The sequence below is a fragment of the Nonomuraea sp. CA-143628 genome (assembly GCF_050942315.1).
In the GTDB taxonomy this organism is placed as follows: Bacteria; Actinomycetota; Actinomycetes; order Streptosporangiales; family Streptosporangiaceae; genus Nonomuraea.
The window spans coordinates 8212297-8235265 of record NZ_CP192072.1 but is presented as its reverse complement, the minus strand read 5'-3'; the positions used below and the strand labels follow the sequence as shown (position 1 = coordinate 8235265).

The window sequence follows — 22969 nt, the reverse complement described above, 5'->3', positions numbered from 1 at the left end:
GACCGTGGACCGCAGATCCTTCCTCGCCGCGGCGGCAGTGACGTTCCTCGCGCCATCCCAGCAGGCAGCAGCAGCCTCATTCCAGCAGACCAGAACCCTCAAATCCGACCCGTTCAACCTGGGCGTCGCCTCCGGAGATCCGTCCACCGACGGCTTCGTCCTCTGGACCCGGCTCGCCCCGAACCCCCTCGCCGGAGACGGTCGCGGCGGCATGCCCTCCCGTGGTGTGGACGTCGACTGGCAGGTCTCCACCGACGAGCGCTTCTCGAAGATCGTCAAGTCCGGTACGGCCGAGGCGCGGCCGGGCGCCGCTCACAGTGTCCACGTCGAGGTCGCGGGCCTGGAGCCGGGGCGTGACTACTTCTACCGGTTCAAGAGCGAGGGCAGGCTCTCGCCCGCCGGCCGTACCAGGACCACGCCCACGGGAGAGGTGCCGCTGAGGTTCGCGGTCGCCGCGTGCGCGCACTACGAGCACGGCTACTACACCGCCTACCGGCGGCTGGCCGAGCAGGAGCCCGAGCTGGTGGTCTTCCTCGGGGACTACATGTACGAGTACGGTCCCAGCGGCTACACCGCGCTGGCCGGCCGGGTGCGTACGCACACACCGGGCAAGTGCGAGACGCTGGCCGACTACCGGCTGCGGCACGCCCAGTACAAGAGCGACCACGACCTCCAGCGGGCGCACGCGGTGGCGCCGTGGCTGGTGGCCTTCGACGACCACGAGGTGGAGAACAACTGGGCCGGGTCCGTCTCCAGCACCGACGCTCCCCACTTCACCCGGCGCCGGGCGGACGCCTTCCGGGCGTACTACGAGAACATGCCGCTGCGCAGGGAGAGCCTGCAGGGCGCGGTGCTACGGGTGAACCGGCGCGTCTCCTGGGGGTCGCTGGCCCGCTTCCACCTGCTCGACACGCGGCAGTTCCGTGACGACCAGGCGTGCCTGGACGGGGTACGCGCCGGGTGCGACGAGCGGCTGGCGGCCGGGCGTACGCTGCTGGGCGCCGACCAGTGGCGCTGGCTGGAGGACGGCCTGCGCGGCTCCGGCACCCGGTGGAACCTCCTCGGGCAGCAGATCCTGATGGCGCAGCGCGACTACAAGGTGGGGCCGGGCCGCGAGGTGAACCTCGACGCGTGGGACGGGTACGCCGCCGAGCGGACCCGGCTGCTGGGCTCGCTGTCCGGCACCTCGAACCCGGTCGTGCTGACCGGCGACGCCCACATGCACCACCTGGCCGACCTCAAGACGGACTTCGACGACCCCGACTCGCCCGTGGTGGCCAAGGAACTGGTGACGTCGTCGATCGCCAGCGACGGGGATGGGTACCGGGACCGGACGTGGATCGCCGAGTCGCTGCAGGAGAACCCGCACATCTCCTACATCGACCAGCGGCGGGGCTACCTGATGGCCAAGGTCACTCGTGACGATATTTCGGTGGATTTCCGGACGTTGGATTACATCTCCCGCAAGGGCGCTCCAGCCAAGACCGCCCACAGCCTCACCATCCCGGCCACCACCCGAGCCCGAGCCTGAACGTTCGCTGTCAAACGGCTGAGGGTTCGCTCAACGGAGAAGCGGCCGAGCCACCCCATGTGGCCCGGCCGGTGGGTCGTCAGCTCTCCGGCCAGCTGTCGTCCGGGAACTCGCCCGTGCCGCTGTCCGCCATGACCACCTGGTCGCTCTCGCTCAGGCCCGAGGTGATCTCCACGTACTGGTCTCCGCGCACCCCGGTGCGCACCGCCCGTACCGCATCGCGTCCGCCCGAGCGTACGGTGACCACGCTCGTACCGTCGGCCCGGCTCTTCACCGCCTCGGCGGGCACGTAGATCCCGTCATTGGCCGTGCCCGTCGTCACCGACACCGAGGCGGTCTGCCCGAGCATCAGCCCGCGCGGCGGCTGGTCGAAGGCGAGCGTCACCGAGTAGCGGACGAGCTGGTCGCTCACGGTCGCGGTCGGCGCGATGCGGGTGACCGTGCCCTGGTACTTCTGCGCGCCGCGCGTGGCCAGGGTGATGCTCGCCTGCTGGCCGAGCTTGAGCTTGTTCACGTCGGATTCGGTGACCAGTGCGTCGACCTGGAGCTCGTTCAGGTCGCCGAGGCTGATGAACGTACTGGTGCCAGTCGTGTCGCCGACCGATCCCGCCACCGACAGAACCGTGCCGGACGCGGGGGCCACGATCCGGGTGCCGCGCACCGCGTCGGCGGCCTGTTCGAGGGCGGCCTGGGCGCGGTCGACGTTCGCACTGGCCTGGTCCTCGCTGATGCCGCCCTTGCCGTTCGTGCCGGCGCAGGGGCTGCCGCCCTGGGACTGGCGGGTTCCGGGCGTGGCCTTCCCGGTCGGCCGGCCCGAGGCGCCGGTCGACGGCTTGCCCGTGGGCCTCCCGGTGGCCTTTCCTGTGGGCTTGCCGGTGGCCTTGCCCGTGGGTTTCCCGGTGGGTTTGGCGGACGGCTTGCCGGTGGAGGTGCCGGTCGGCGAGGCCGATGGCCGGCCGCCCTCCGGTGTGGCGGTGACGGTCGCGGTGACGGTCGCCGTGGCCGTGACGGTCACCGTGACGGTGGGCTGCGGCTCGGGGCCGCTCGGCGTGGGCTCCGGGGTCGGCGTCCAGGTGGGCCGGGGGGTGGGCGTCGTGCCCGGAGTGAGCGTAGTGGTGGGGCCGGCGTCCACGACAGGAACCGCGGAAGGTCCGAAGGCGCCCTTCGCGGCGACCGCCCCGGCGACGGAGGCGGACGTGCCGCCGCTGCTCGGCGCGCACGAGGCCGTGCTGGTGGCGGCGGCCGAGGCGGTGTCGAGGGCCTCTTCGGCGGCGGCCAGGTCGGCGGTGGCGGCCGTGTAGCCCTCGCGGGCCGCCCGGCTGTCCACCCGGGCCAGCACCTGCCCCTTCTTGACCTTGGCGCCGACCTTGACGTAGACCTTGGTCACCGTTCCGGAGCCGCCGAAGCCCAGGTCACGCCGCGAGCCGTCCACGGTGTTGCCCGCGGCCGTGACCGAGGCGGTGACGACGCCCCGCTTGGCCGCCGCCAGCCGTACCTGGGCGGCGGGCTCCGAATCGTCACGGAGCGCCAGCACCAGGCCGGAGCCTGCCACCAGGACGGCCAGGGCGAGCCCGCCGAGTTTGAGCGCCTTCGGCGGGATAGTCGATCTCATGAAGGCCCATCATGGCGTGAACAGATGGGTACGAGGCTGCGAGCGGGCTCAGAGTTGTCTGTGCGTCTCCGTATGCTCCGGATTTGTCAGCGAACCTTCAGCTAGCTCCCGGCTCCAGCGCAGACTGGTGTGCAAGGGTCACCGCCTGTGAAGGTGTCGACAAGGCGCAGAGCGCTGATGACCAACGGAGCCCTGAGCGTGCTCCTGCTGGGCGGGGTCGCGTTCGCGTACGCCCAGCTCGGCACGGGCGAGGTGGCGAGCGAGACGGTCACCCGCACGGTGACCGCCGGGCGCGGCACCGTGACCGCCTCGGTGTCCGCCTCGGGGGCGGTGGAGAGCTCCAAGAGCAGAGCGCTCGCGTTCGGTACGAGCGGCACGGTCGAGCGCATCTACGTCAAGGCCGGTGACAAGGTTCGCAAGGACGATATCCTGGCCAGGCTCGACGACGCGGCCGCGCAGGAGAGCCTGTCGGCCGCCCGCGCCACGTACGACGGCGCCGTCGACGACGGGACCTCGACCGCCCAGCTGTACGCCGCCTACATCAAGGCGCGCAACGCCTACCGCGAGGCCCAGCGGACGGCCGCGGCGACGGTGCTGCGAGCGCCGTTCGGCGGCACGGTCACGGCCGTCAACGGATCCGTCGGCGGCTCCTCCAACGGATCCGGCGCGTCCACCACGCAGAGCACCGGCCAAAGCACCGGCCAGAGCGGGCAGGGCGGCAGCCAGTCGAGCAGCGGATCGGGATCCGGGTTCATCGACCTGGCCGACACCGGCAAGCTCCAGCTGGTCGGTACCTTCACCGAGTCGGATGTCAGCAAGCTCAAGGTCGGCCAGGCGGCCACCGTCACGTTCGACGCGCTGCCGGGCGTCACCGCCACCGGCAAGGTCACCCAGATCGAGCCGGTCGCCGCCACCAGTAACAACGTCGTGCAGTATCCGGTGACGATCTCCTTCACCAAGGTCCCCAAACAGGTGCGACTCGGGCAGACCACCACCGTGGAGGTGGTGACCGGCGAGGCGGAGAACGTCATCTCCGTACCTTCCACCGCGATCTCCACCAGCGGCGGACAGAACACGGTCACCCTGCTCAAGAACGGCCAGCAGGTAAGAACCCCGGTCGAGGTGGGCGTACAGGGCGCCTCGCTGACCGAGATCAAGTCCGGAGTCTCCGAAGGCGACCAGATCGTCCCGCCGGCCACCACGACCACGGGCACCGGCAACAACCAGCGGCAGGGCGGCTTCGGCGGCGGCTTCCCCGGTGGCGGCCCGATGCCGGGAGGCGGACGATGACCGCTCCCGTCCTGCGCGTGCAGAACCTGGTCAAGGAGTACGGCGAGGGCGACGCCAGGGTACGGGCGCTGCGCGGGGTGAACCTCGACGTCGAGCAGGGAGACTACGTCGCCATCATGGGCGCCTCCGGCTCCGGCAAGTCGACGCTGATGAACATCCTCGGCTGCCTGGACGTGCCCACCACCGGCCGCTACCTGATCGACGGCGCCGACGTCGGGCAGCTCGACGAACACCAGCTGGCCAAGCTGCGTAACCGCCGGGTCGGCTTCGTCTTCCAGTCCTTCAACCTGATCCCGCGCATGAGCGCGCTGGCCAACGTCGAGTTGCCGCTGGTCTACGGCGGCATCGGCCAGGCCGAGCGGCGCAGGCGCGCCCTGGCCGCGCTGGAGCAGGTCGGCCTGTCGGACCGCGTCCACCACGAGCCCAACCAGCTGTCCGGCGGCCAGCAGCAACGCGTGGCCGTGGCCAGGGCGCTCATCACCGCCCCCGCTCTGCTGCTGGCCGACGAGCCGACCGGCAACCTCGACACCGCGTCCACGCAGGACGTACTGGAGATCATGGACAGGCTCAGCGACTCGGGCCGCACGATCGTGCTCATCACGCACGAGAACGACGTGGCGGCGCACGCCAAGCGGGTCATCAGGCTGGTGGACGGCGAGATCGTGGAAGACGTCCGGCAGGGCCCGATCGACGGGCCGCCGCCGCGGATGGCGGAGGTCGCTCGATGAACCAGTTCGAGGTCCTGCGCTTCGCCCTGCGCGGGCTGCTGGCCAACAAGATGCGCAGCTCGCTGACCACACTCGGCATCCTCATCGGCGTCGCCGCGGTCATCATGCTGGTCGCCGTCGGCGAGGGCTCCTCGCAGAGCATCCAGAAGAACATCCAGCGGCTCGGCGCCAACACGCTGACGATCTCCCAGTCCTTCGCGGGCGGTGGCGGCGGTGGCGGCGGCTTCGGGCGGGCCGGTGGCGGGGGAGGTGGCGGGCAGCAGAACACCGGCCCGCGTACCCAGGCCAGGCAGCTCACCCTCGCCGACGCCAAGGCCCTGACCGACAAGGCGGTGGCCCCGTCGGTCAAGTCGGTCTCGCCGGTCGTGACCGCCTCCTCGGCCGCCACCACCTACGGGGCGGCCAGCCACTCGATCGCTCAGCTCGTCGGCACGTACCCGAGCTACTTCGAGGCCACGAACAAGCCGGTGACCAAGGGCACGTACTTCTTCAACGACGACGTCCTGGCCGCCAGGAAGGTCGTGGTGCTCGGGCAGACCGTGGTCGAGGAGCTGTTCGGCACTCTCGACCCGATCGGCAAGCAGGTGACGGTCTCCGGGGTGCCGTTCACGGTGGTCGGCGTGCTGAAGGAGACCGGGTCGACGGGCGGTCAGGACGCCGACGACGTGGCCATCGCGCCGCTGCCGGCCGTACAGCAGAGCCTGACCGGGTTCGGCTCGCTCAACTCCATAGTCGTGCAGGCAAGCGGCTCGACGGCGACGGAGTCGGCGCAGTCGGAGGTCACGGCCGTCCTCAACCAGCGGCACGGCATCACCGGCACCGCCTCGGCCGACTTCCGGATCCTCAACCAGGCCACCCTCCAGGAGACCGTCAGCGCGGCGACCGGCACGTTCACCGTGCTGCTCGGCGCGGTCGCGGCGATCTCGCTGCTGGTCGGCGGCATCGGCATCACCAACATCATGCTGGTGACCGTCACGGAGCGGACCAGGGAGATCGGCATCCGCAAGGCCATCGGCGCGCCCAGGAGCGCGATCCTGGGCCAGTTCCTGATGGAGGCCACGCTGCTCAGCCTGGTCGGCGGGCTCTCCGGGGTGCTGGTGGCCTTCCTGGGCACCCGCTTCACCGTCGCGGGCATCCAGCCGGTGCTCGTACCGTCGTCGGTCGCGCTCGCGCTGGGCGTCTCCGTCGGCATCGGATTGTTCTTCGGCAGTTATCCCGCCAACAGGGCGGCCAAGTTGAGGCCGATCCAGGCCCTGCGCCATGAGTGACGGACCCCCGAAGGAGACAGAAATGGCCAAACTCGACGGCTCGCCGTATCCGGACGATCTGGACAGCGAGCTGGCCGTCCAGCCGCGCAAGCCATTGTCGAAGGTGACGCTCGGACTGATCGCGGGCGTGGTGCTGGTGGCCGGGGTGGTGATCGGCATCCAGGCGCAGAAGGCGCTGGGCGCCCCCGACATGACCGCCGCCATGCAGCCGGGCGGCCGGCAGATGCCAGGCGGGTACGGCCAGCAGGGCAGACAGCCCGGCGGGTACGGTCAGCAGGGCAGGCAACCGGGCGGGTACGGTCAGAGGATGGGCGGGGCGGGTAGCGGCACTGTGGGCACGGTGGAGAAGGTCGAGGGCGGCAAGATCTACGTCAAGACCATGGACGGCTCCACGGTCACGGTCACCACCACCGACGCGACCACGGTCCAGGTGACCAAGCCGGGCAAGCTGGCCGATCTGCAGACCGGCACCAACGTCGTGGTCCGCGGCGAGAAGGGCGGGGACGGCTCGGTGGCCGCCACCTCGATCAGCCAGGGGGGAGTCGGCAGATGACCGAGCCGGAGGCCAGGCTGCTGGTGGTGGACGACGAGCCCAACATCAGGGAGCTGTTCTCCGCCAGCCTGCGGATGGCCGGGTTCGAGGTGCTGACGGCGGCCGACGGCAAGGAGGCCCTGCGGGTCGCCGAGCAGAGCACGCCCGACCTGGTCATGCTGGACGTCATGCTGCCCGACCTGGACGGCCTGGCGGTCGCGGGCAGGCTGCGGTCCCGTGGCCGCCGGGTCCCGGTGCTGTTCGTGACGGCCAAGGACACGCCGGAGGACCGGATCGCCGGGCTGGGGCTCGGCGAGGACTACGTGACCAAGCCGTTCAGCCTGGAGGAGGTCATCGCCCGCATCCGCGCGGTGCTGCGCCGGACCCGGCGGGGCGCGCCGCCGCCGAACCGGCTGCGCATCGCCGACCTGGAGCTGGACGAGGAGACGCACGAGGTGTGGCGCGACGGCGTCCAGGTGCGGCTGTCGCCCACCGAATACCGGCTGCTGCTCTACTTCATGCTCAACGCGGGACGGGTGCTGTCCAAGACGCAGATCCTCGACCACGTCTGGAACGGCGACTGGCGCACCGACGTGGGGCTCGTCGAGTCTTACGTCTCCTATCTGCGCCGCAAGATCGACACCGGCGAGCGGAGATACCTGCACACACTGCGTGGCGTCGGCTACATCCTGCGCCCGCCCAAGGATTGATCCCGGCCCCGAATGGCAGGACTGAGGAGGTATCTCGCGCGGACGCCGCTGTGGCTGCGGCTCGTCTCGGCGACCCTGCTGATGGTCACGCTGGCCATCACGCTGACCGGGCTGTTCGCCGTACGGCTGCTGCGCGGCTATCTCGTCGAGCGCGTCGACCAGCAGCTGCGTGCCGCCAGCGTGCCGTGGCGGGGCGCGCCGCCGCCTCCTGAGCCGCAGCCGGGCCCACGCCCGCAGCGTTTCTTCGGCCTGTTCCACTCGGTGCTCGTGGACTCCACCGGCGTCAAGATCCGGACCATGACCGAGTCGACCGAGACGCACATCCCCAAGCTGCCCAGGCTCACCAGCGCCGACGTCGCGCTCATGGCCGGGCAGCCGTTCACCGTCGAGTCGCAGGACCCGCAGGGGCCCTACTGGCGGGCCGTCGCCATGCCCGGCCGCGACGGCGACAGCAGGATCATCGCGATCAGCCTGAGCGACCTGGACGACACGGTCTCCCAGCTGCTGCTCATCGTGGCGGTCGGCGGCGGCGGGACCCTCGTGGTGCTGGGTTTCGCCTGTTACTGGCTCGTACGACGGAGCCTGCGCCCTTTGGGGGAGATCGAGCGGACCGCCCGCCACATCGCGGACGGCGACCTGTCCCGCCGCGTACCGCTCTGGGCGGCCACCACCGAGGTCGGCAAGCTCGGCCGGGCCCTGAACGGCATGCTCGCCCGCATCGAGATGGCCGTGCGCGAGCGCGAGGCGGCGGCCGAGTCGGCCCGCGAGTCGGCCCGGTCGGCGCGGCGCTCGGAGGAGCTGACCCGCAGGTTCATGGCCGACGCCTCGCACGAGCTGCGTACTCCGCTCACCTCGATCAGGGGGTTCGCCGAGCTGTTCCGGCTCGGGGCGGACAAGGATCTGGCGGAGGCGACCCGGCTGCTGAGCCGGATCGAGGGGCAGGCCGCGCGGATGGGCCTGCTGGTCGAGGACATGTTGCTGCTGGCCAGGCTCGACCAGCGCCGCGAGCTCGGCGAACAGCCCGTCGACCTGCTCAGCCTCGCCGCCACCGCCGTGATCGACGCCCAGACGCTCGCGCCGGACCGGAAGATCGAGCTGGTCATGCTGTACGGGAGCGAGGGGCCGGTGTTCGTGACCGGCGACGAGCCGCGGCTCGGGCAGGTGCTGGGCAACCTGGTGGGCAACGCCCTCAGCCACACGCCGCCGGGCACGGCCTTCACCGTCGGGGTCGGCGCGCGTGACGGGCAGGCCGTCGTCGAGGTGGCCGACGAGGGGCCCGGGTTCTCACCGGAGGTGGCCGAGCGGGTGTTCGAGCGGTTCTACCGGGCCGATCCGGCGCGCAGCTACGGCGGTGCCGGGCTGGGGCTGTCGATCGCGGCCACCCTCGTCGAGGCGCACGGGGGCAGCGTGTCCGCGTCGAGCGAGCCGGGCAAGGGCGCCACCTTCCGCGTCACGCTCCCGCTCGCCCCGTCGCCCCAGGCCACCCGCCCTCAGCGTCAGCCGAGCGGGCAGGCCGGGTCGCAACCGCACGGGCTTTAGGAGCGAGTCAGTCGATTCGCTCGAAGGGTTCCGTGTTTTCTTCGTCCGGCGCGACTGTGAAGACGACCTTCTCCAACTTTCCGGTGAACGCGAATTCGCCGTCATAGTTGGGCGAGGAGGGCGACAGGGTGTCCCGGCCGATGTCGAGGCCCTGCCATCCCAGGAAGTGCGGGAGGACCCGCGGAATGGCCTCGGTGCCGACCGGCTTTCCTGACACGTACAGATGTCCGACGCCCCGCATGTCACCGGTCTTGACGAATTCGAAGGTCAGCTCCGCCGGGCCGATCGGGAGTTCTTCCGCCGAGGTCACCGCGTACCGGGTGCCGAGGAAGTTGTACTCGTAGACCAGCCGGTTGTCCTTGACGTACAGGACGTATCCGCTGCTGATGTTGCCCAAGGACACCAGGACACCCTCGTCCGCCGCGGTGGTCCGGTCGACGAACGCGGCGATGCGGTGCCCGCGGTTCATCACTGGCGGCACCGCGGCGCCGGGCAGATGGGCCATGCCGGGGTAATAGGTGAAGGTGGTGCGCATGCGTGGAGAGCCGGGACGCGGAATCTTCGCCCGGTAGGCGAATCCGTGATCGTCCAGCGGCAGCACATCGTACTTCCCCGCTTCCGCCCAGAAGCGGGAGATCATCTTCTCCAGTTGCTCGGGCCGCGCCTGCGCCAGGTCGTCGCATTCCGAGAAGTCGGTGTCGTGGTGGTAGAGCTCCCATCGGTCCGCGTCGAAGGGCGTTCCGCGTTGGTGGAAGGCGACGGCCTTCCAGCCGTCGTGCCAGAGCGCGCGATGCCCGAACATCTCGAAGTACTGGGCTTCCTTGCGCGTCGGCTCGGTCGGCGAGCCGAAGGTGTAGGCCATGCTGACACCGTGTATCGGCAGTTGCGGGATGCCGTTGTAGACCGCGGGAGCCCGCAGGCCGAGCAGTTCGAAAAGGGTCGGGACGATGTCGGTGACATGGTGGAACTGCTGCCTGACCTCGTCGGTGCGCGGCAGCCCCCGGGGCCAGCGCACGATGAGCGGGCAGCGGACGCCACCTTCGTGGGTGTTCTGCTTGTAGCGCTTGAACGGTGTGTTGCCCGCCTGCGCCCAGCCCCAAGGGTAGTTGGAGTGGGCTCGTGTGGTGCCGATCTCGTCGATCCGCGCGACCATCTCCTCAAGGTCCTCGGGGACGCCGTTCTGAAATGCCGTGGGGTTGAGCGAACCCTTCTGCCCGCCCTCCTGGCTGGCCCCGTTGTCCGAGAGCAGGATGGTGATGGTGTTCTCCATCCGGCCCATCCGCTCCAGGAACTCCATCAGCCGGCCGATGTGGTGGTCGGTATGGTCGACCATCGCCGCGTAGGCCTCCTGAAGGCGTACGGACAGCTTCTTCTCGTCGTCCGACAGTTCGTCGAAGGGGACGACCCCAGGGTTGCGCGCCGCCAGTTCGGTGCCGGGTGGCAGGATGCCCCGTTCGATCTGGCGGGCGTGCCGGGTGGCGCGCTCGGCGTCCCAGCCGTGGTCGAACCGGCCCCGGTACTTCTCCAGGTATTCCTGGGGAGCCTGGTGCGGGGCGTGCGCCGCGCCGAACCCCAGGTACAGGAAGAACGGCTTGTCCGGAGTGACCGAAGTCTGGTCCGTGATGAATTCGATCGCCCGGTCGACCAGGTCCTCACTGAGGTGATAGCCCTCTTCCGGGCTCTTCGGCGGAGCCACGGCGTGGTTGTCGTAGAACAGTTCCGGATAGAAGCTGTCCGTCTCCGCTTCCAGAAATCCGTAGTAGCGCTCGAACCCGCGAGACAGCGGCCACTGGGTGTACGGCCCGGACGCGGTGGTCTGTTCCATCGGCGCCAGGTGCCACTTGCCCACGGCCATGGTGTTGAAGCCGCTGTCGCGCAGCACCTCGGACAGTGTCGCGGCGGCCCTGGTGATCCGTCCGCGACCGCTGGGGAAGCCGGTGTCGAAGTTGGACAGCATGCGCATACCGACGGAGTGGTGGTTCCGGCCGGTCAGCAGGGCGGCACGGGTCGGCGAACACAGCGTGGTGGTGTGGAAGTTCGTGTAGCGAAGGCCGCCGGCGGCGAGGGCGTCCATGGCCGGGGTGTCGATGTCAGAGCCGAAGCAGCCGAGGTCGGAGAAGCCGACGTCGTCGAGCACGATGATCACGACATTGGGCGTGTCCTCGGGAAGCGCCTGCGGATCGGGCCACCACGGAGTCGACTCCTCGTAGGTCATGCCGATCTTGCCGTGGAAGGTATCGCTCGCGGCCGACGGATGCGGAGAGGCGTTGGTCATCCAGGTCGCTCCTTTGCGTGGACATGTGACCGCAGCGGGGTCCGCGAAGGTCCAGTTAACTGGTCATACCAGTAGCCTGAGTGCAATTTTGGCCCGCACCTGTTGCCCGTGTCAACCAGGAGAGGTCTGCCGGACGGCTCAGTGGGCGCACACCCGGTCGACGGCGTCGAGAACTCGATCGAGATCGGGCAGGTAGTCATCTTCCGCCCGCGCCGGCGGATAGGGGATGTTGTAGCCCCCGACCCGTTCCACGGGAGCCTCGAGGTCGTAGAAGCAGTGCTCCATGACCGTCGCGGAGATTTCAGCGCCCAGGCCGACATTGACGGGCGCCTCGTGTACGACCACGACGCGTCCCGTCTTCGACGCGGAGCGGCACAGTTCGGTGGTATCGAGCGGCGACAGCGAGCGGAGGTCCAGGACTTCCAGCGAACGACCTTCGGTGGCGGCGACCTCGGCCGCGTTGAGCGCGACCGCGACCGTGGGCCCGTACGCGACCACCGTGACGTCGGCGCCCTCGCGCAGGACCCGTGCGCGCTCCAACGTGTCGCCGTCCACCGGGCGGCCGAGGCCGACCTCGGCCCGGTCCCAGTATCGGCGCTTCGGCTCGTAGAAGATGACGGGGTCGTCGCACGCGATCGCGGCGCGGAGCATGTCGTACGCGTCCTGGGGACGGCTGCACGCGACGACGCGCAGCCCCGCCGTGTGGCAGAAGTACGCCTCGTTCGACTCGCTGTGGTGCTCGACAGCGCCGATCCCGCCCCCCACCGGGATCCGGATGGTGACGGGAAGCCGCAGCAGCCCGCGGGACCGTGCCCGCATCTTCGCCAGCTGGCTGACGATCTGATCGAAGGCGGGGTAGACGAAACCGTCGAACTGGATCTCGCACACCGGTCGGTATCCCCGCAGCGCCAGCCCGATCGCCGTCCCGATGATCCCCGACTCGGCCAGCGGGGTGTCCACGACGCGGTCGCCGAACTCGGCGGCCAAGCCATCGGTCACCCGGAACACCCCGCCCAGGGAGGCGATGTCCTCGCCGAGCAGAACCACCTTCTCGTCATCGCGCATCGCCTGCCGCAGGCCCTCGTTCAGCGCGCGTCCGAGCGTGGTCGTGGTGGCCTTGTCCCGGGCGTCTCGACTGGCCGGGATGGTCGCAGCGGTGATGGTCACAGGAAGGACTCCTTGAAAGTCGCGAAGCCTTCGCGTTCGCGTCGCAGGGCCTCGGTCTCCTCGCACAAGGTGTTGCGGAAGGTGTCGCTCAGGGACGGCTCCGGAATCGCCCGGCACTCCCGGCGCGTCCGCGCCGCGAGCTCCTCGGCGTCGGCCGCGACCGTGGCGAAGTAATCCTCATCGGCCCAGCCGCGCGCCGCGAGCAGCAGGCGAACCCGCTCCACGGGGTCGTGGGCCTCCCATCGGGCGAGCTCGGCATCGTCGCGATAGCGCTTGGGATCGTCCGAGGTGCTGTGTCCGGACATGCGATAGGTGTGCGCCTCGATGAACCCGGGTGCCCCACCGGCCCGGACTCGCTCGACCATGCGCTGTGTGGCGGCGTAGACGGCCAGTACGTCGTTGCCGTCCACAGATACCGCGTCGAGTCCGAATCCCTTCGCCCGTTCGCGCAGCGGACTCACGTACTGCTTGCTCGCGGGTGTCGAGATGGCCCATCCGTTGTTCTGGCAGAAGAACACGATGGGTGCCCCCGACACCGCCGCCCAATTGAGCGCCTCGTTGGCGTCCCCCTGGCTGGACGCGCCGTCACCGAAGTAGGTGAGCACGACGCTGTCGACGGCGTCGTACCGAACGCCCATCGCATAGCCGACCGCGTGCAGTGTCTGCGTCCCCAGCACAAGACTGTAGATGTGGAAGTGATACCGCTCGGGATCCCACGAGCCATGGCTCGCACCACGCCACTGCGAAAGTAATTCCGCTGGTGAGATACCACGGCAAAGGGCCGCCACGTGCTCTCGGTAGGACGGGAAGACCTGGTCGTCCACTCGAAGAGCGCGGATCGACCCGGCTTGTGCCGCTTCCTGGCCAAGGGACATCAGCCAGAGCCCGAGCTCACCCTGGCGTTGCAGGGAGTACGCCTCCTGGTCGAAGCGACGCCCGAGCACCATGTCGCGGTACAGCGCACGTACCAGTTCGTCGGTCACGTCGAGCATGCCCGCGGCCGCCTGTTCGTTCAGCGTCCCGGCAGGATCGACCAACTGAAGGACGTCGTCGGCGGTGGCGGCGCGTGTTGCTGGTCGTATCGCGGCTGACATGAACAACACAGTTTCAAGGGCCTGATCCGTGCACAACAAAAGTGCGCCTTGTGCGGCGAAGCAGGCTCCTTTCGAGCAGTCCATCCGGGCCGTAGAGAGCATTGAGGGAAGTGCTGCTTACACTTGCGGCATGTCAGCTCCCGTACATCTCGACCCGGTCGATCTGCAGATCCTGGAGTTGCTGCGAGCCGACGGGCGGCGCACCGTTCGCGACATCGCACGCCTGGTGAAGCTCACGCCGGCGCCGGTCCGCCGGCGTATCGCGCGCCTCGAGGAGGCGGGAGTCATCACCGGCTACACGATCACGACGGATCAGGCCAAGCTCGGCCAGGGCCTTCAGGCGGTCACTGAGCTGCGCTTCACCGGCGACACGGATATCCACGACATCGTGGAGTTCGCGTCGACCCTGCCGGAGGTCGATGAGGTGTTGACGCTCACCGGCGACGTGGACGCACTCGTCCGGCTGCACGTCGACAATGTCGATGACCTGCAGAAAGTGGTCCATCGTCTGCGTCGCAAGGGTGCCGGTGTGCTGCAGACGAAGACGCTGATCGTCATCGACTCCTGGCGGCGCGGAACTCCCGCGCCCTGAGATCAGACCCCGTGTGGCGGAGGCTCAGGTCTCATCGTCCACGAGCGCGAGCAGCAGCCCTTGCTCGTTCTCGGTGACGTAGCCGGCGTAGTAGTCGTAGAGATTGCGCCGTGAGATGCGTGACGCCGCCAAGCCGTCGCGTTCCCGGATCGCCTCCAGCACCTCCTGGTGGTGGTGGAGCGACTCTCGCATGAGCGCCGTGCTGTTGAGCGCGTGGGCGACCTTGTCCGAGATCAGCGAGAGGACGGCGTCCCGGACCACCTGGTTGCAGACCTCGATGAGGGAGTTGCGGCTGGCCCGGGCCACCGCCTCATGGAAGGCGACGTCCGCCTTGCTGAACTCCTCGTAGCCTGCCTCGATCGCGTCCGACATGACGGCGATCGTCCGTTCCATGGAGGACAGCTCCTCCTCGGATCGCAGCCGAGCGGCCAGCAAGCTCGCCGACCCGTCGAGGATCATGCGAAACGAGATCAACTCGGCCATCGACATGTTGTCGAACTGGACGAGCCGGGTCATCTCCTTGGTCAGACCGGCCGGCGAGAACGGCAGGATCTCTGGGCCGTTCGGGTCACCCGGGCGCGAGCGGACGAGCCCGTTGCTCTCCAGCACACGCAGGGCCTCTCGCACTGTGGGCCGGCTCGCCCCGAACTGCGTCACCAGCTCTCGTTCGCTCGGCAGCCGTTGACCGGGCTTCAGGTCACCTCGAGCGATCGCTTGCTCGATCTGCTCGACAATGCGCTGGTAGAGCCGTACCGGCGAAACCTGCCGGAACTGTGCCCCGTCACTCATGGCTTCTTCCCCTCGAGCGTGGTCCATGTTGTGGGCGCCCCGAGGGCGCTGTCCGGCCAGCGCGGGACCGCATCGGCAGGTCGGTACCGTTCGTACCACGCCGCCGCCCTCAAGACGCCGAGATCATCGAAGCGGCGGCCCGCGATCTGCACCCCGATGGGCCGGCGGTCCGCCGTGAAGCCGCAGTTGACGGTCGCCGCGGGTTGCCCCGACATGTTGTACGGCGCGGTGAAGCCGATGTGGGACATGGTCTTCCCGTCCCCCATGAACGGCATCGGCTGCTCGGCGGGAAACGCCGCCACCGGAGCGACCGGCGAGAGCACGAGGTCGTACGGAAGCGTCGCCGCCACGGTCCGCGCCTGGATGCGCATGATCTGCTGGTAGCACTGGAGTAGCCTCGTGCCCGATATGTCCGCACCCCCCTGACACCATTGGATGACGTAGGGGAGAACGCGCAGACCGGCCTCGGGCGCCAGTTCGCGGAAGTCGTTCCAGGACCGCACCCGCCAGAACAGATCCAGGTCGTCGAGGAGATCTTGGCTCATGAACGGCTCGACCGGCTCCACGACGGCTCCCGCCGCCTCGAAGACCGCGGCGGCGCGGTTCACCGCGGCGAGGATCTCGGCCTCGCATGGCTCCCCGCAACCGGCGTCCAGGTGCACGCCCACCCGCAGCCCGCGTACATCGCCGTCCAGCGCCGACCAGTCGACGTCCTGTGGTGGCAGGCTTGACCAGTCCCGGGGATCCGGCCTGCTCAGGACGCGCATGAACAGGGCCGCGTCCGCCACGGTGCGCGCCATGGGGCCGGCGGTGCGCCCCAGGTACGGCGTGTCCAGCGGGATCCTCCCGTAGCTGGGCTTGAGCGTGGCGAGGCCCAGCCAGGTGCCCGGCAGCCGGATCGATCCCCCGATGTCGGTGCCGACGTGGAGCGGACCGTATCCGCCGGCGGTCGCGGCCCCCGCACCGGAGCTGGAACCGCCCGTGGTCCAGGCGGCATTCCAGGGGCTGCGTGCGATGCCGTGCCGGCTGGAGACCCCGGAGGAGAGCATGCCCCAGTCCGGCATCACGGTCGACCCGAGTATCACCCCACCGGATTCGACGACCCGCGCGGTGATGGGCGCGTCCATCTCGGGGATGACCGGCTCGACCCCCGCGTTGCCCGAGGGCATGGGGACTCCCTTGCGGGCGATGTTCTCCTTCAGCGTCACAGGCACGCCGTCGATCGGCCCGAGCGGTTCCCCCGCCGCCCATCGGGCCTGGCTGGCCAGGGCCGCCTTGCGGGACTCGGCCGGATCCCGCACCCAGAACGCGTTGAGCACACTCTCACGCGCCTCGATCACCGACTGGACGGCGTCGTGGACTTGGACCGGCGACAACGTGCGGTCGGCGAATCCGGCCACCATCTCGACGGCCGGCATGGCGGCCAGACCGTGTTCCGTGAGCACCCGCTCTCCTTCGGTCGCGATACGTGGAGCATTCGAACCCTTGACAAGTGCAGCTTCAGTCGCCACGGTACCTGCAAGTGAGCTTACTGGTCAGGCCAGTCATAGCGAAAGGTGGCGTCCATGACGAGGGACACCAAGGTCGTGCGGCTCGCCGTGGACCTGGTGATCGTTCGCGACAACACCGAGGGCGAGGACGCCGGCGTCGGTGGGGTGGCGCACGCCGGTAGCGGACACGATGGAAAGCCAGGGGTAGAACCTATGAAACCTAACAAGCGGCGGACGCGGCACATCGGGACGGTCGCGGCCGCGCTCGCATCGCTGCTGCTGACAGCCTGCTCGGCCGGGTCCACGACAGCGGGAAAGAGCACCGGCGGCCCTGCGGGCGACACCCTGAAGATCGGCCTCGTCGCCGAGCCGGCCAACCTCGACTTCACCAAGACCGAAGGTGCGGCCATTCCGCAGGCACTGCTCTACAACGTCTACGAGAACCTGGTGAAGGCGGACCAGACCGGGAAGATAGAGCCCGATCTGGCCACGTCGTGGACCCTGTCCGAGGACCGCAAGACATACACGTTCCAGTTGGTGAAGGACGCCAAGTTCAGCAATGGCGCACCGTTCACGGCCGAGGACGCCAAGTTCTCCATCGAACGCGTCACCTCCGGCTGGACGATAGCGCTGAAGTCCCGGATGGACGTCGTCGACACGGTGCAGGCGGTGTCGCCCACCGAACTGAAGGTCACCCTGAAAGAGCCGAGCAACAACTGGCTGTACTGGATGACCACCCGCGTAGGCGCGATGTTCAGCCGGACCGGCGTGAGCAAGCTGGCCACCGAGCCGGTGGGCACCGGCCCGTACGCGCTGAAGTCGTGGACCCGTGGCGACTCGATCACGCTGGCCCGTAATGATGCCTACTGGGGGCCCAAACCGCACTTCGCGTCGGTCACCCTCAAGTACTTCAAGGACCCGACGGCCATGCACAACGCGCTGCTAACGGGCACCATCAACGTGATCGGCACGATGCAGCCCCCGGACGCTCTGGACCGGTTCCAGAACAACCCGAAGTACCAGATCATCGAGGGCTCGACCAACGGCGAGGTGGTCCTCTCCTTCAACAACGGCTCGGGCCCGCTGAAGAATCTGAAGGCCCGCCAGGCGGTCCGCTACGCCATCGACCACAAAGCCCTGGTGGACACCTGCTGGGCAGGCCGCGGCAAGCTCATCGGCAGCATGGTCCCTCCGACCGATCCGTGGTACGAGGACCTCACGAACGAGTATCCGTACGACATCGGCAAGGCCAAGAAGCTCCTCCAGGAGTCCGGCGTAGCCGGCACCACGCTGCGGCTGCGGCTTCCGACGCTGCCTTACGCCACCGCGTGCGGCACCGTGGTCAAGAGCCAGCTCGAACAGGCCGGTTTCAAGGTCGAGCTGGACCAGCTGGAGTTTCCCGCCGCCTGGCTGACCACCGTGTTCAAGAACGCCGACTATGACATGTCCATCATCTCCCATGTGGAGCCCCGCGACATCTATACGGTGTTCGGGAACAAGACCTACTACACCCGCTACGACAACCCTGAATTCCGCGCGTTGCTGAAGAAGGCGGACGAGGGCACTCAGGAGCAGGAGATCACCCACATGCGGGAGGCCGCCCGGCTGCTGTCCAAGGACGCCGCGGCCGACTGGCTGTTCCTGCTGCCGAACCTGATGGTGGCGGACAAGGACATCACCGGCCTGCCCGTGAACTCCGTCTCCGAGTCGCTGGATCTCACCGGTCTGGGCCGCTCGTGAAAGGCGGCGTCAACCGATGATCGTCCGTCTGGTGCAGCGGGTCGCGATCCTCCTGGCCAGCCTGGTCGTGAGCTCCGTGATGGTGTTCGCGTTCATGGCGGTGCTGCCAGGGGATCCGGCCCGTGTCGCCCTCGGAGTCAACGCATCGGACGCGGCGGTGGCGCAACTGCGCGAGGAGTTCGGGCTCAACCGGCCGCTCGCGGCCCAGTACCTCAGCTGGGTACACGGACTGGTGACCTTCGACCCGGGCAACTCCTACATCTCACACACGCCGATCGGCCCGCAGATCGCCGACCGCCTTCTGGTCACCCTGTGGCTCGTCGGCACCGCGATGGTGCTCGCCTTCATCCTGGCGGTCCCCATGGCCACGCTCATGGCCATGCGGCACCGCAGGCCGTCCGGGCTCATTCTCTCGGCCCTGTCCCAGGTCGGCGTGGCCGTCCCGGCCTTCCTCGCGGGCATCCTCCTGATCACCGTGTTCGCGGTGGGACTCGGGTGGCTGCCCGCGAACGGCTGGACGCCCCCGGCGCAGGATCCGGTCCTGTTCCTCAAACAGCTGGTGCTGCCCGCGCTGTCCCTCGGCCTGGTGCAGGGGGCGGTGCTCACCCGCTACGTCCGCAGCGCCGTGCTCGACGTCCTCCGGGAGGACTATCTGCGCACCGCCCGCGCCAAAGGACTGCGCCCGACGCGGGCGCTGCTGCGGCACGGCCTGCGCAACGCGGCGGTGCCCGTGGTCACCGTCATGGCGTTGCAGCTCGCCACGCTGCTGGTTGGCGCGGTCGTCATCGAACGGGTCTTCGTCATCCCCGGGCTCGGGAGCCTGCTGCTGGACAGCGTCTCCAACCGGGACCTCATCATGGTGCAGGACGTGGTCATGATCATCGCAATGGCGGTGCTGCTGGTGAACTTCCTGGTGGACGTGATCTACCTGATGATCGACCCGCGGCTCAGGGCGGGTGCGTCATGAGCGCTCTGGACACGGAAGCCGCTGCCGCGTCCACGGTGCCCGACGGCCGTCGGCGGCGCCGCCCGATAACGGGCAGCCTTCTGGTGGGCGGTCTCATCGTCTCGGTCGTGCTCGGCATGGCGCTGCTGTCCTTCGTGTGGACCCCGCACGACCCGACCCTGGTGAACGCCATGGCGCGGCTGCGGAAGCCGTCGCTGGAGTACTGGTTCGGCACGGACAAGTTCGGCCGCGACGTGTTCAGCCAGATCCTGATGGGCTCGCGCACCACGCTGTTCGTCGGCTTCGTGGCGGTGGGAGTCGCCGCCCTGGTCGGGGTGCCCCTCGGCATCGTCGCCGGGATGGCGCCCCGCTGGTTCGGCGAGCTCCTGATGCGCGGCAACGACCTGCTTCTCGCCTTCCCGGCGCTCCTGCTGACCATCATGTTCGCCGCCGTGTACGGCGCCAGCACGCTGGTCGCGATGGTCGCCATCGGCATCGCGTCCATCCCCCACTTCGCCCGGCTGACCCGCAGCGGCACGCTGCAGGTCATGAAGACCGAATACGTCATCGCGGCGCGCGCGGCGGGCCGCAGGCCGTTCTCGATCGGCCTGCGGCATGTCCTGCCCAACGTCAGCAGTCTCGTCATCGTCCAGTCGTCGGTCGGTTTCGCCATCGCCGTACTCGCCGAAGCCGCGCTGTCCTTCCTGGGCTTCGGCACCCCGCCCCCGGTACCGTCCTGGGGCCGGATGCTGCAGGAGAGCCAGGAGATGCTGTGGTCCGCTCCCCGGCTCGCCGTGTTCCCGGGCATCGCGATCGCGGTGGCGGTGCTCGGATTCAACCTGCTCGGTGACGGCCTGCGCGACCGTTTCGACCCCAAGCTGGAGGACCGCCGATGACCCCGGCACCTGACACGGCACCGGCCTCCGGGCCGGACGACGTCCTGGCCGTGCGGAATCTCGACGTCGCGGTGGGCGGTCTCAAACTCCTCGAAGATGTCGACTTCACCATCCGGGCCGGCGAGCGGGTCGGTCTGATCGGTGAATCGGGGTCGGGCAAGTCGCTGACCGCGCTGAGCGTCATGGGGCTGCTGCCTGAGGGGCTGCGGGCCACGGGTTCGGTACGGCTCGCCGGAGTCGACCACGACCTGGTGGGTGCCGACGAGGCGCGGATGTCCCGGGTGCGGGGCAAGGAGATCGCCATGGTCTTCCAGGAGCCCATGACCGCTCTGAACCCCACGATGCGGGTCGGGCGGCAGATCGCCGAGGTGCTGCTGATCCACCGGACCAGGCCCGACCGCGCGTCCGCCCAAGCCGCCGCCGTGGAACTGCTCGCCCAGGTGGGGCTGCCCGATCCCGCGGCCGCCGCGACCGCCTACCCGCACCAGTTCTCCGGAGGCCAGCGGCAGCGGGTGGTGCTGGCCATCGCCCTCGCGAACGACCCCGCGCTCCTGGTCTGCGACGAACCCACCACCGCGCTCGACGTCACGGTGCAGGCGCGGGTGCTCGACCTGATCGTGCGGGGTGTCCAGGAACGCAGGTCGGCCATGCTCTTCATCACCCACGACCTGGCCGTGGTGGCCACCGTCTGCGAGCGGGTCATGGTCATGTACGGCGGGCGGTTGATCGAGTCCGGCCCGGTCCGGGAGGTGTTCACGCGCCCCCGGCACCGCTACACCCAGGGCCTGATCGGCGCGTCGGACCTGACCGTGGTCGACGATCGCGGCCGGCTGGCCACGATCGGCGGGTCGGTTCCGCCGGCGGGCCGGTTCCCCGCCGGATGCGTCTTCAGAAACAGGTGCGCCCAGGCGACCGACGTCTGCGCCACCAGGCCGGAATGGGTCCCCACCGGGCCGGACTCCGGCTACGCCTGCTTCCACCCGGTACCCGAGAGCGACGCACACGGGACCGGCACACCCATGAACCAGGAGGCCGGCCGTGGCTGAGCAGCCGACCAGCGCCCCCCTCGCACCCGGGTCGCAGACCGGCCCCGCGGACGCCATCAGCGTCCGTGACGTCACGCGCGACTACCGACGGCCTCGCACCTCGCTGCGCCACCCCAGCCCGCCGGTGCACGCCCTGCGCGGCGTCAGCTTCTCCGTCCCCCAGGGGCAGCGGTTCGGCATCGTGGGCGAGTCGGGGTGCGGCAAGTCGACCCTGCTGCGCATTCTGGCCGGGCTCGACCGCCCCACCAGCGGCAGCGTCGCGATCGACGGCCGGGACATCACCGGGCTCCGGGAGAGCCGGCTCCGGTTCGTCCGCGAGCGGCTCCAACTCGTCTTCCAGGACCCGATGAGTTCGCTGGACCCGCGCATGCGCGTTGGCGACATCGTGGCCGAGCCGCTCGTCGCGCAGGGGCACCGCGATCGCAAGGAGCGGGTGGCCGAGTTGCTCGAGGCCGTCGGCCTGCGAGCCGACGCGGCGGACCGGTATCCACACCAGTTCTCCGGCGGCCAGCGGCAGCGCATCTCGATCGCGCGCGCTCTCGCCCCCCGTCCGAAGATCATCGTGGCCGACGAGCCGGTGAGCGCCCTGGACGTGTCCGTACGGGCCCAAGTGCTCAACCTCATCGCCGACCTCGTCGACGAGTTGTCCCTCACGCTGGTCTTCGTCTCCCACGACCTGTCCGTGGTACGTCATGTGTGCGACCGGGTCGCGGTCATGCATGACGGGGAGATCGTGGAGATCGGGTCCACGGAGCAGGTGTACGAGGAACCGCGACATTCCTACACACGCAGGCTAATCGCCGCCGTTCCGACTCTGGGCAAGGCGCTGTCCGGTGTGTCGGCGGCCGACCTCAACCGGGAGGACCGACCGTGACCACCCACGTCGAACCCGCCGACGCCGATCTCGACGCCGCCGCCGACGCGGTGGAGGCGTACTCCCGCCTGTTCAGGCTCGACGGCCGCAGGGCTGTCGTGGTGGGCGCGGGCAGCGGAATCGGCCGCGAGAGCGCCCTGGCCCTCGCCGCGCACGGCGCCACGGTGGTGTGCGCCGACCGTGACCTGACGGCGGCCACGGCGTCGGCGTCGATGGGGCCGGGCCTTTCGGCGTACGCCCTCGACGTGCTCGACGGCGAGGCGGTCGCGCGTGCCGCCGAGGAGCTTGGGCCCGTCGACGTGCTCGTCTTCACCGCCGCCATGAACGTGCGCAAGCGCCTGCTCGACTACACGGCGGAGGAATTCGAGCGGGTCGTGGCGCTCAATCTGCGCGCGTCCTTCGACCTGATCCGGGCGTTCGGCCGTGGTATGGCCGAACGCGGCAGGGGAACCATCATCGGCTTCAGCTCGATTCGCGCGGTGGCCGTCGAGCCGGGACAGGGAGTGTACGCGGCCACGAAGGCCGGCCTCGTCCAGCTGCTGCGGACCGCGGCGGCCGAGCTGGGTCCGTCGGGCGTGCGGGTGAACGCCATCGCCCCGGGCATCGTGGACACACCGCTGACCGCGCAGATCAGGGCCGTGCCGGAATGGTCGCAGGCCTATGCGACCAAGAGCGCCCTGGGCCGCTGGTCCCGGGCCGACGAGCTGGCCGGCGCCGTCGTCTACCTCGCCTCGGACGCGTCATCCTTTGTCACGGGGAGCCAGCTTTTCGTCGACGGCGGCTGGACGGCGATCGACGGACGCTTCACGCCGCCCAACTGACCGGATGTGGGGCGGCTCGTCTCGCCTCT

At 69.4% G+C, this 22969-nt stretch carries 20 protein-coding genes; 14 read left to right on the top strand and 6 right to left on the bottom strand.

The window, feature by feature from the left end; genetic code table 11:
* Positions 1 to 4: 4 nt before the first annotated feature.
* Complete coding sequence (locus tag ACQP2T_RS37500; protein WP_433509626.1) at positions 5 to 1531, top strand: alkaline phosphatase D family protein; 1527 nt, start codon at positions 5 to 7, stop codon at positions 1529 to 1531.
* Positions 1532 to 1610: 79 nt separating this feature from the next.
* Here the strand turns inward: ACQP2T_RS37500 and ACQP2T_RS37495 are convergent, their stop codons facing one another.
* Complete coding sequence (locus ACQP2T_RS37495; RefSeq protein WP_433509625.1) at positions 1611 to 3143, bottom strand: efflux RND transporter periplasmic adaptor subunit; 1533 nt, start codon at positions 3141 to 3143, stop codon at positions 1611 to 1613.
* 177 nt (positions 3144 to 3320) lie between these two features.
* Between ACQP2T_RS37495 and ACQP2T_RS37490 the strand changes: the two genes are divergently transcribed.
* The 6 genes from ACQP2T_RS37490 to ACQP2T_RS37465 are packed head-to-tail and all read left to right on the top strand — an operon-like array spanning position 3321 to position 9210.
* Positions 3321 to 4433 carry an efflux RND transporter periplasmic adaptor subunit gene (locus ACQP2T_RS37490; protein ID WP_433509624.1) on the top strand — a complete coding sequence of 371 codons (1113 nt, stop codon included), beginning with the start codon at positions 3321 to 3323 and terminating at the stop codon, positions 4431 to 4433.
* The gene (locus ACQP2T_RS37485; RefSeq protein ID WP_357946184.1) at positions 4430 to 5161 is read left to right on the top strand and encodes an ABC transporter ATP-binding protein; all 732 of its coding nucleotides are present in this window, start codon (positions 4430 to 4432) and stop codon (positions 5159 to 5161) included. Before ACQP2T_RS37490 ends, ACQP2T_RS37485 begins: the two co-directional genes overlap by 4 nt.
* Positions 5158 to 6429 (top strand): ABC transporter permease, encoded by a 1272-nt coding sequence (locus tag ACQP2T_RS37480; protein ID WP_433509623.1) that lies wholly within the window; start codon positions 5158 to 5160, stop codon positions 6427 to 6429. The genes ACQP2T_RS37485 and ACQP2T_RS37480 overlap by 4 nt, the downstream gene beginning before the upstream one ends.
* Positions 6430 to 6451: 22 nt before the next feature.
* Entirely contained in the window at positions 6452 to 6982 is a 531-nt protein-coding gene (locus tag ACQP2T_RS37475; RefSeq protein WP_433509622.1) for a hypothetical protein, read from the top strand.
* Positions 6979 to 7671, top strand: coding sequence for a response regulator transcription factor (locus tag ACQP2T_RS37470; RefSeq protein ID WP_433509621.1), 693 nt, complete (start codon positions 6979 to 6981; stop codon positions 7669 to 7671). Before ACQP2T_RS37475 ends, ACQP2T_RS37470 begins: the two co-directional genes overlap by 4 nt.
* Positions 7672 to 7683: 12 nt before the next feature.
* Positions 7684 to 9210 carry a HAMP domain-containing sensor histidine kinase gene (locus ACQP2T_RS37465; protein ID WP_433509620.1) on the top strand — a complete coding sequence of 509 codons (1527 nt, stop codon included), beginning with the start codon at positions 7684 to 7686 and terminating at the stop codon, positions 9208 to 9210.
* Positions 9211 to 9217: 7 nt separating this feature from the next.
* Here the strand turns inward: ACQP2T_RS37465 and ACQP2T_RS37460 are convergent, their stop codons facing one another.
* The 3 genes from ACQP2T_RS37460 to ACQP2T_RS37450 form a co-directional block, all read right to left on the bottom strand.
* On the bottom strand, positions 9218 to 11485 hold the full coding sequence (locus ACQP2T_RS37460; protein ID WP_433509619.1) for an arylsulfatase: 2268 nt from the start codon (positions 11483 to 11485) through the stop codon (positions 9218 to 9220).
* A 138-nt stretch (positions 11486 to 11623) separates the two neighbouring features.
* Positions 11624 to 12550, bottom strand: coding sequence for an alpha-ketoacid dehydrogenase subunit beta (locus ACQP2T_RS37455; protein ID WP_433519879.1), 927 nt, complete (start codon positions 12548 to 12550; stop codon positions 11624 to 11626).
* A gap of 98 nt (positions 12551 to 12648) precedes the next feature.
* Positions 12649 to 13746, bottom strand: a complete 1098-nt coding sequence (locus tag ACQP2T_RS37450) for a thiamine pyrophosphate-dependent enzyme (protein WP_433509618.1) — start codon at positions 13744 to 13746, stop codon at positions 12649 to 12651.
* Between the two features lie 130 nt (positions 13747 to 13876).
* On the opposite strand from ACQP2T_RS37450, the gene ACQP2T_RS37445 reads away from it, so the two are divergent.
* A complete protein-coding gene (locus tag ACQP2T_RS37445) occupies positions 13877 to 14338 on the top strand; it encodes an Lrp/AsnC family transcriptional regulator (RefSeq protein ID WP_433509617.1) in 462 nt (153 codons plus the stop codon).
* Positions 14339 to 14362: 24 nt separating this feature from the next.
* Here ACQP2T_RS37445 and ACQP2T_RS37440 read toward each other — a convergent pair whose 3' ends face one another.
* Together ACQP2T_RS37440 and ACQP2T_RS37435 are read right to left on the bottom strand one after the other, a co-directional pair.
* Positions 14363 to 15127 carry a FadR/GntR family transcriptional regulator gene (locus ACQP2T_RS37440; RefSeq protein ID WP_433509616.1) on the bottom strand — a complete coding sequence of 255 codons (765 nt, stop codon included), beginning with the start codon at positions 15125 to 15127 and terminating at the stop codon, positions 14363 to 14365.
* Positions 15124 to 16572, bottom strand: a complete 1449-nt coding sequence (locus ACQP2T_RS37435; protein ID WP_433509615.1) for an amidase — start codon at positions 16570 to 16572, stop codon at positions 15124 to 15126. Before ACQP2T_RS37435 ends, ACQP2T_RS37440 begins: the two co-directional genes overlap by 4 nt.
* A gap of 120 nt (positions 16573 to 16692) precedes the next feature.
* On the opposite strand from ACQP2T_RS37435, the gene ACQP2T_RS37430 reads away from it, so the two are divergent.
* Genes ACQP2T_RS37430 through ACQP2T_RS37405 form a run of 6 tightly spaced genes read left to right on the top strand, consistent with a single transcriptional unit; the run spans position 16693 to position 22940 of the window.
* Positions 16693 to 18357, top strand: coding sequence for an ABC transporter substrate-binding protein (locus ACQP2T_RS37430; protein WP_433509614.1), 1665 nt, complete (start codon positions 16693 to 16695; stop codon positions 18355 to 18357).
* A 16-nt stretch (positions 18358 to 18373) separates the two neighbouring features.
* A complete protein-coding gene (locus ACQP2T_RS37425; RefSeq protein WP_433509613.1) occupies positions 18374 to 19324 on the top strand; it encodes an ABC transporter permease in 951 nt (316 codons plus the stop codon).
* Positions 19321 to 20199, top strand: coding sequence for an ABC transporter permease (locus ACQP2T_RS37420; RefSeq protein ID WP_433509612.1), 879 nt, complete (start codon positions 19321 to 19323; stop codon positions 20197 to 20199). The genes ACQP2T_RS37425 and ACQP2T_RS37420 overlap by 4 nt, the downstream gene beginning before the upstream one ends.
* On the top strand, positions 20196 to 21245 hold the full coding sequence (locus ACQP2T_RS37415; RefSeq protein ID WP_433509611.1) for an ABC transporter ATP-binding protein: 1050 nt from the start codon (positions 20196 to 20198) through the stop codon (positions 21243 to 21245). The genes ACQP2T_RS37420 and ACQP2T_RS37415 overlap by 4 nt, the downstream gene beginning before the upstream one ends.
* Entirely contained in the window at positions 21238 to 22119 is an 882-nt protein-coding gene (locus ACQP2T_RS37410) for an ATP-binding cassette domain-containing protein (protein WP_433509610.1), read from the top strand. Before ACQP2T_RS37415 ends, ACQP2T_RS37410 begins: the two co-directional genes overlap by 8 nt.
* The gene (locus ACQP2T_RS37405) at positions 22116 to 22940 is read left to right on the top strand and encodes an SDR family NAD(P)-dependent oxidoreductase (RefSeq protein WP_433509609.1); all 825 of its coding nucleotides are present in this window, start codon (positions 22116 to 22118) and stop codon (positions 22938 to 22940) included. The genes ACQP2T_RS37410 and ACQP2T_RS37405 overlap by 4 nt, the downstream gene beginning before the upstream one ends.
* Positions 22941 to 22969 lie beyond the last annotated feature (29 nt).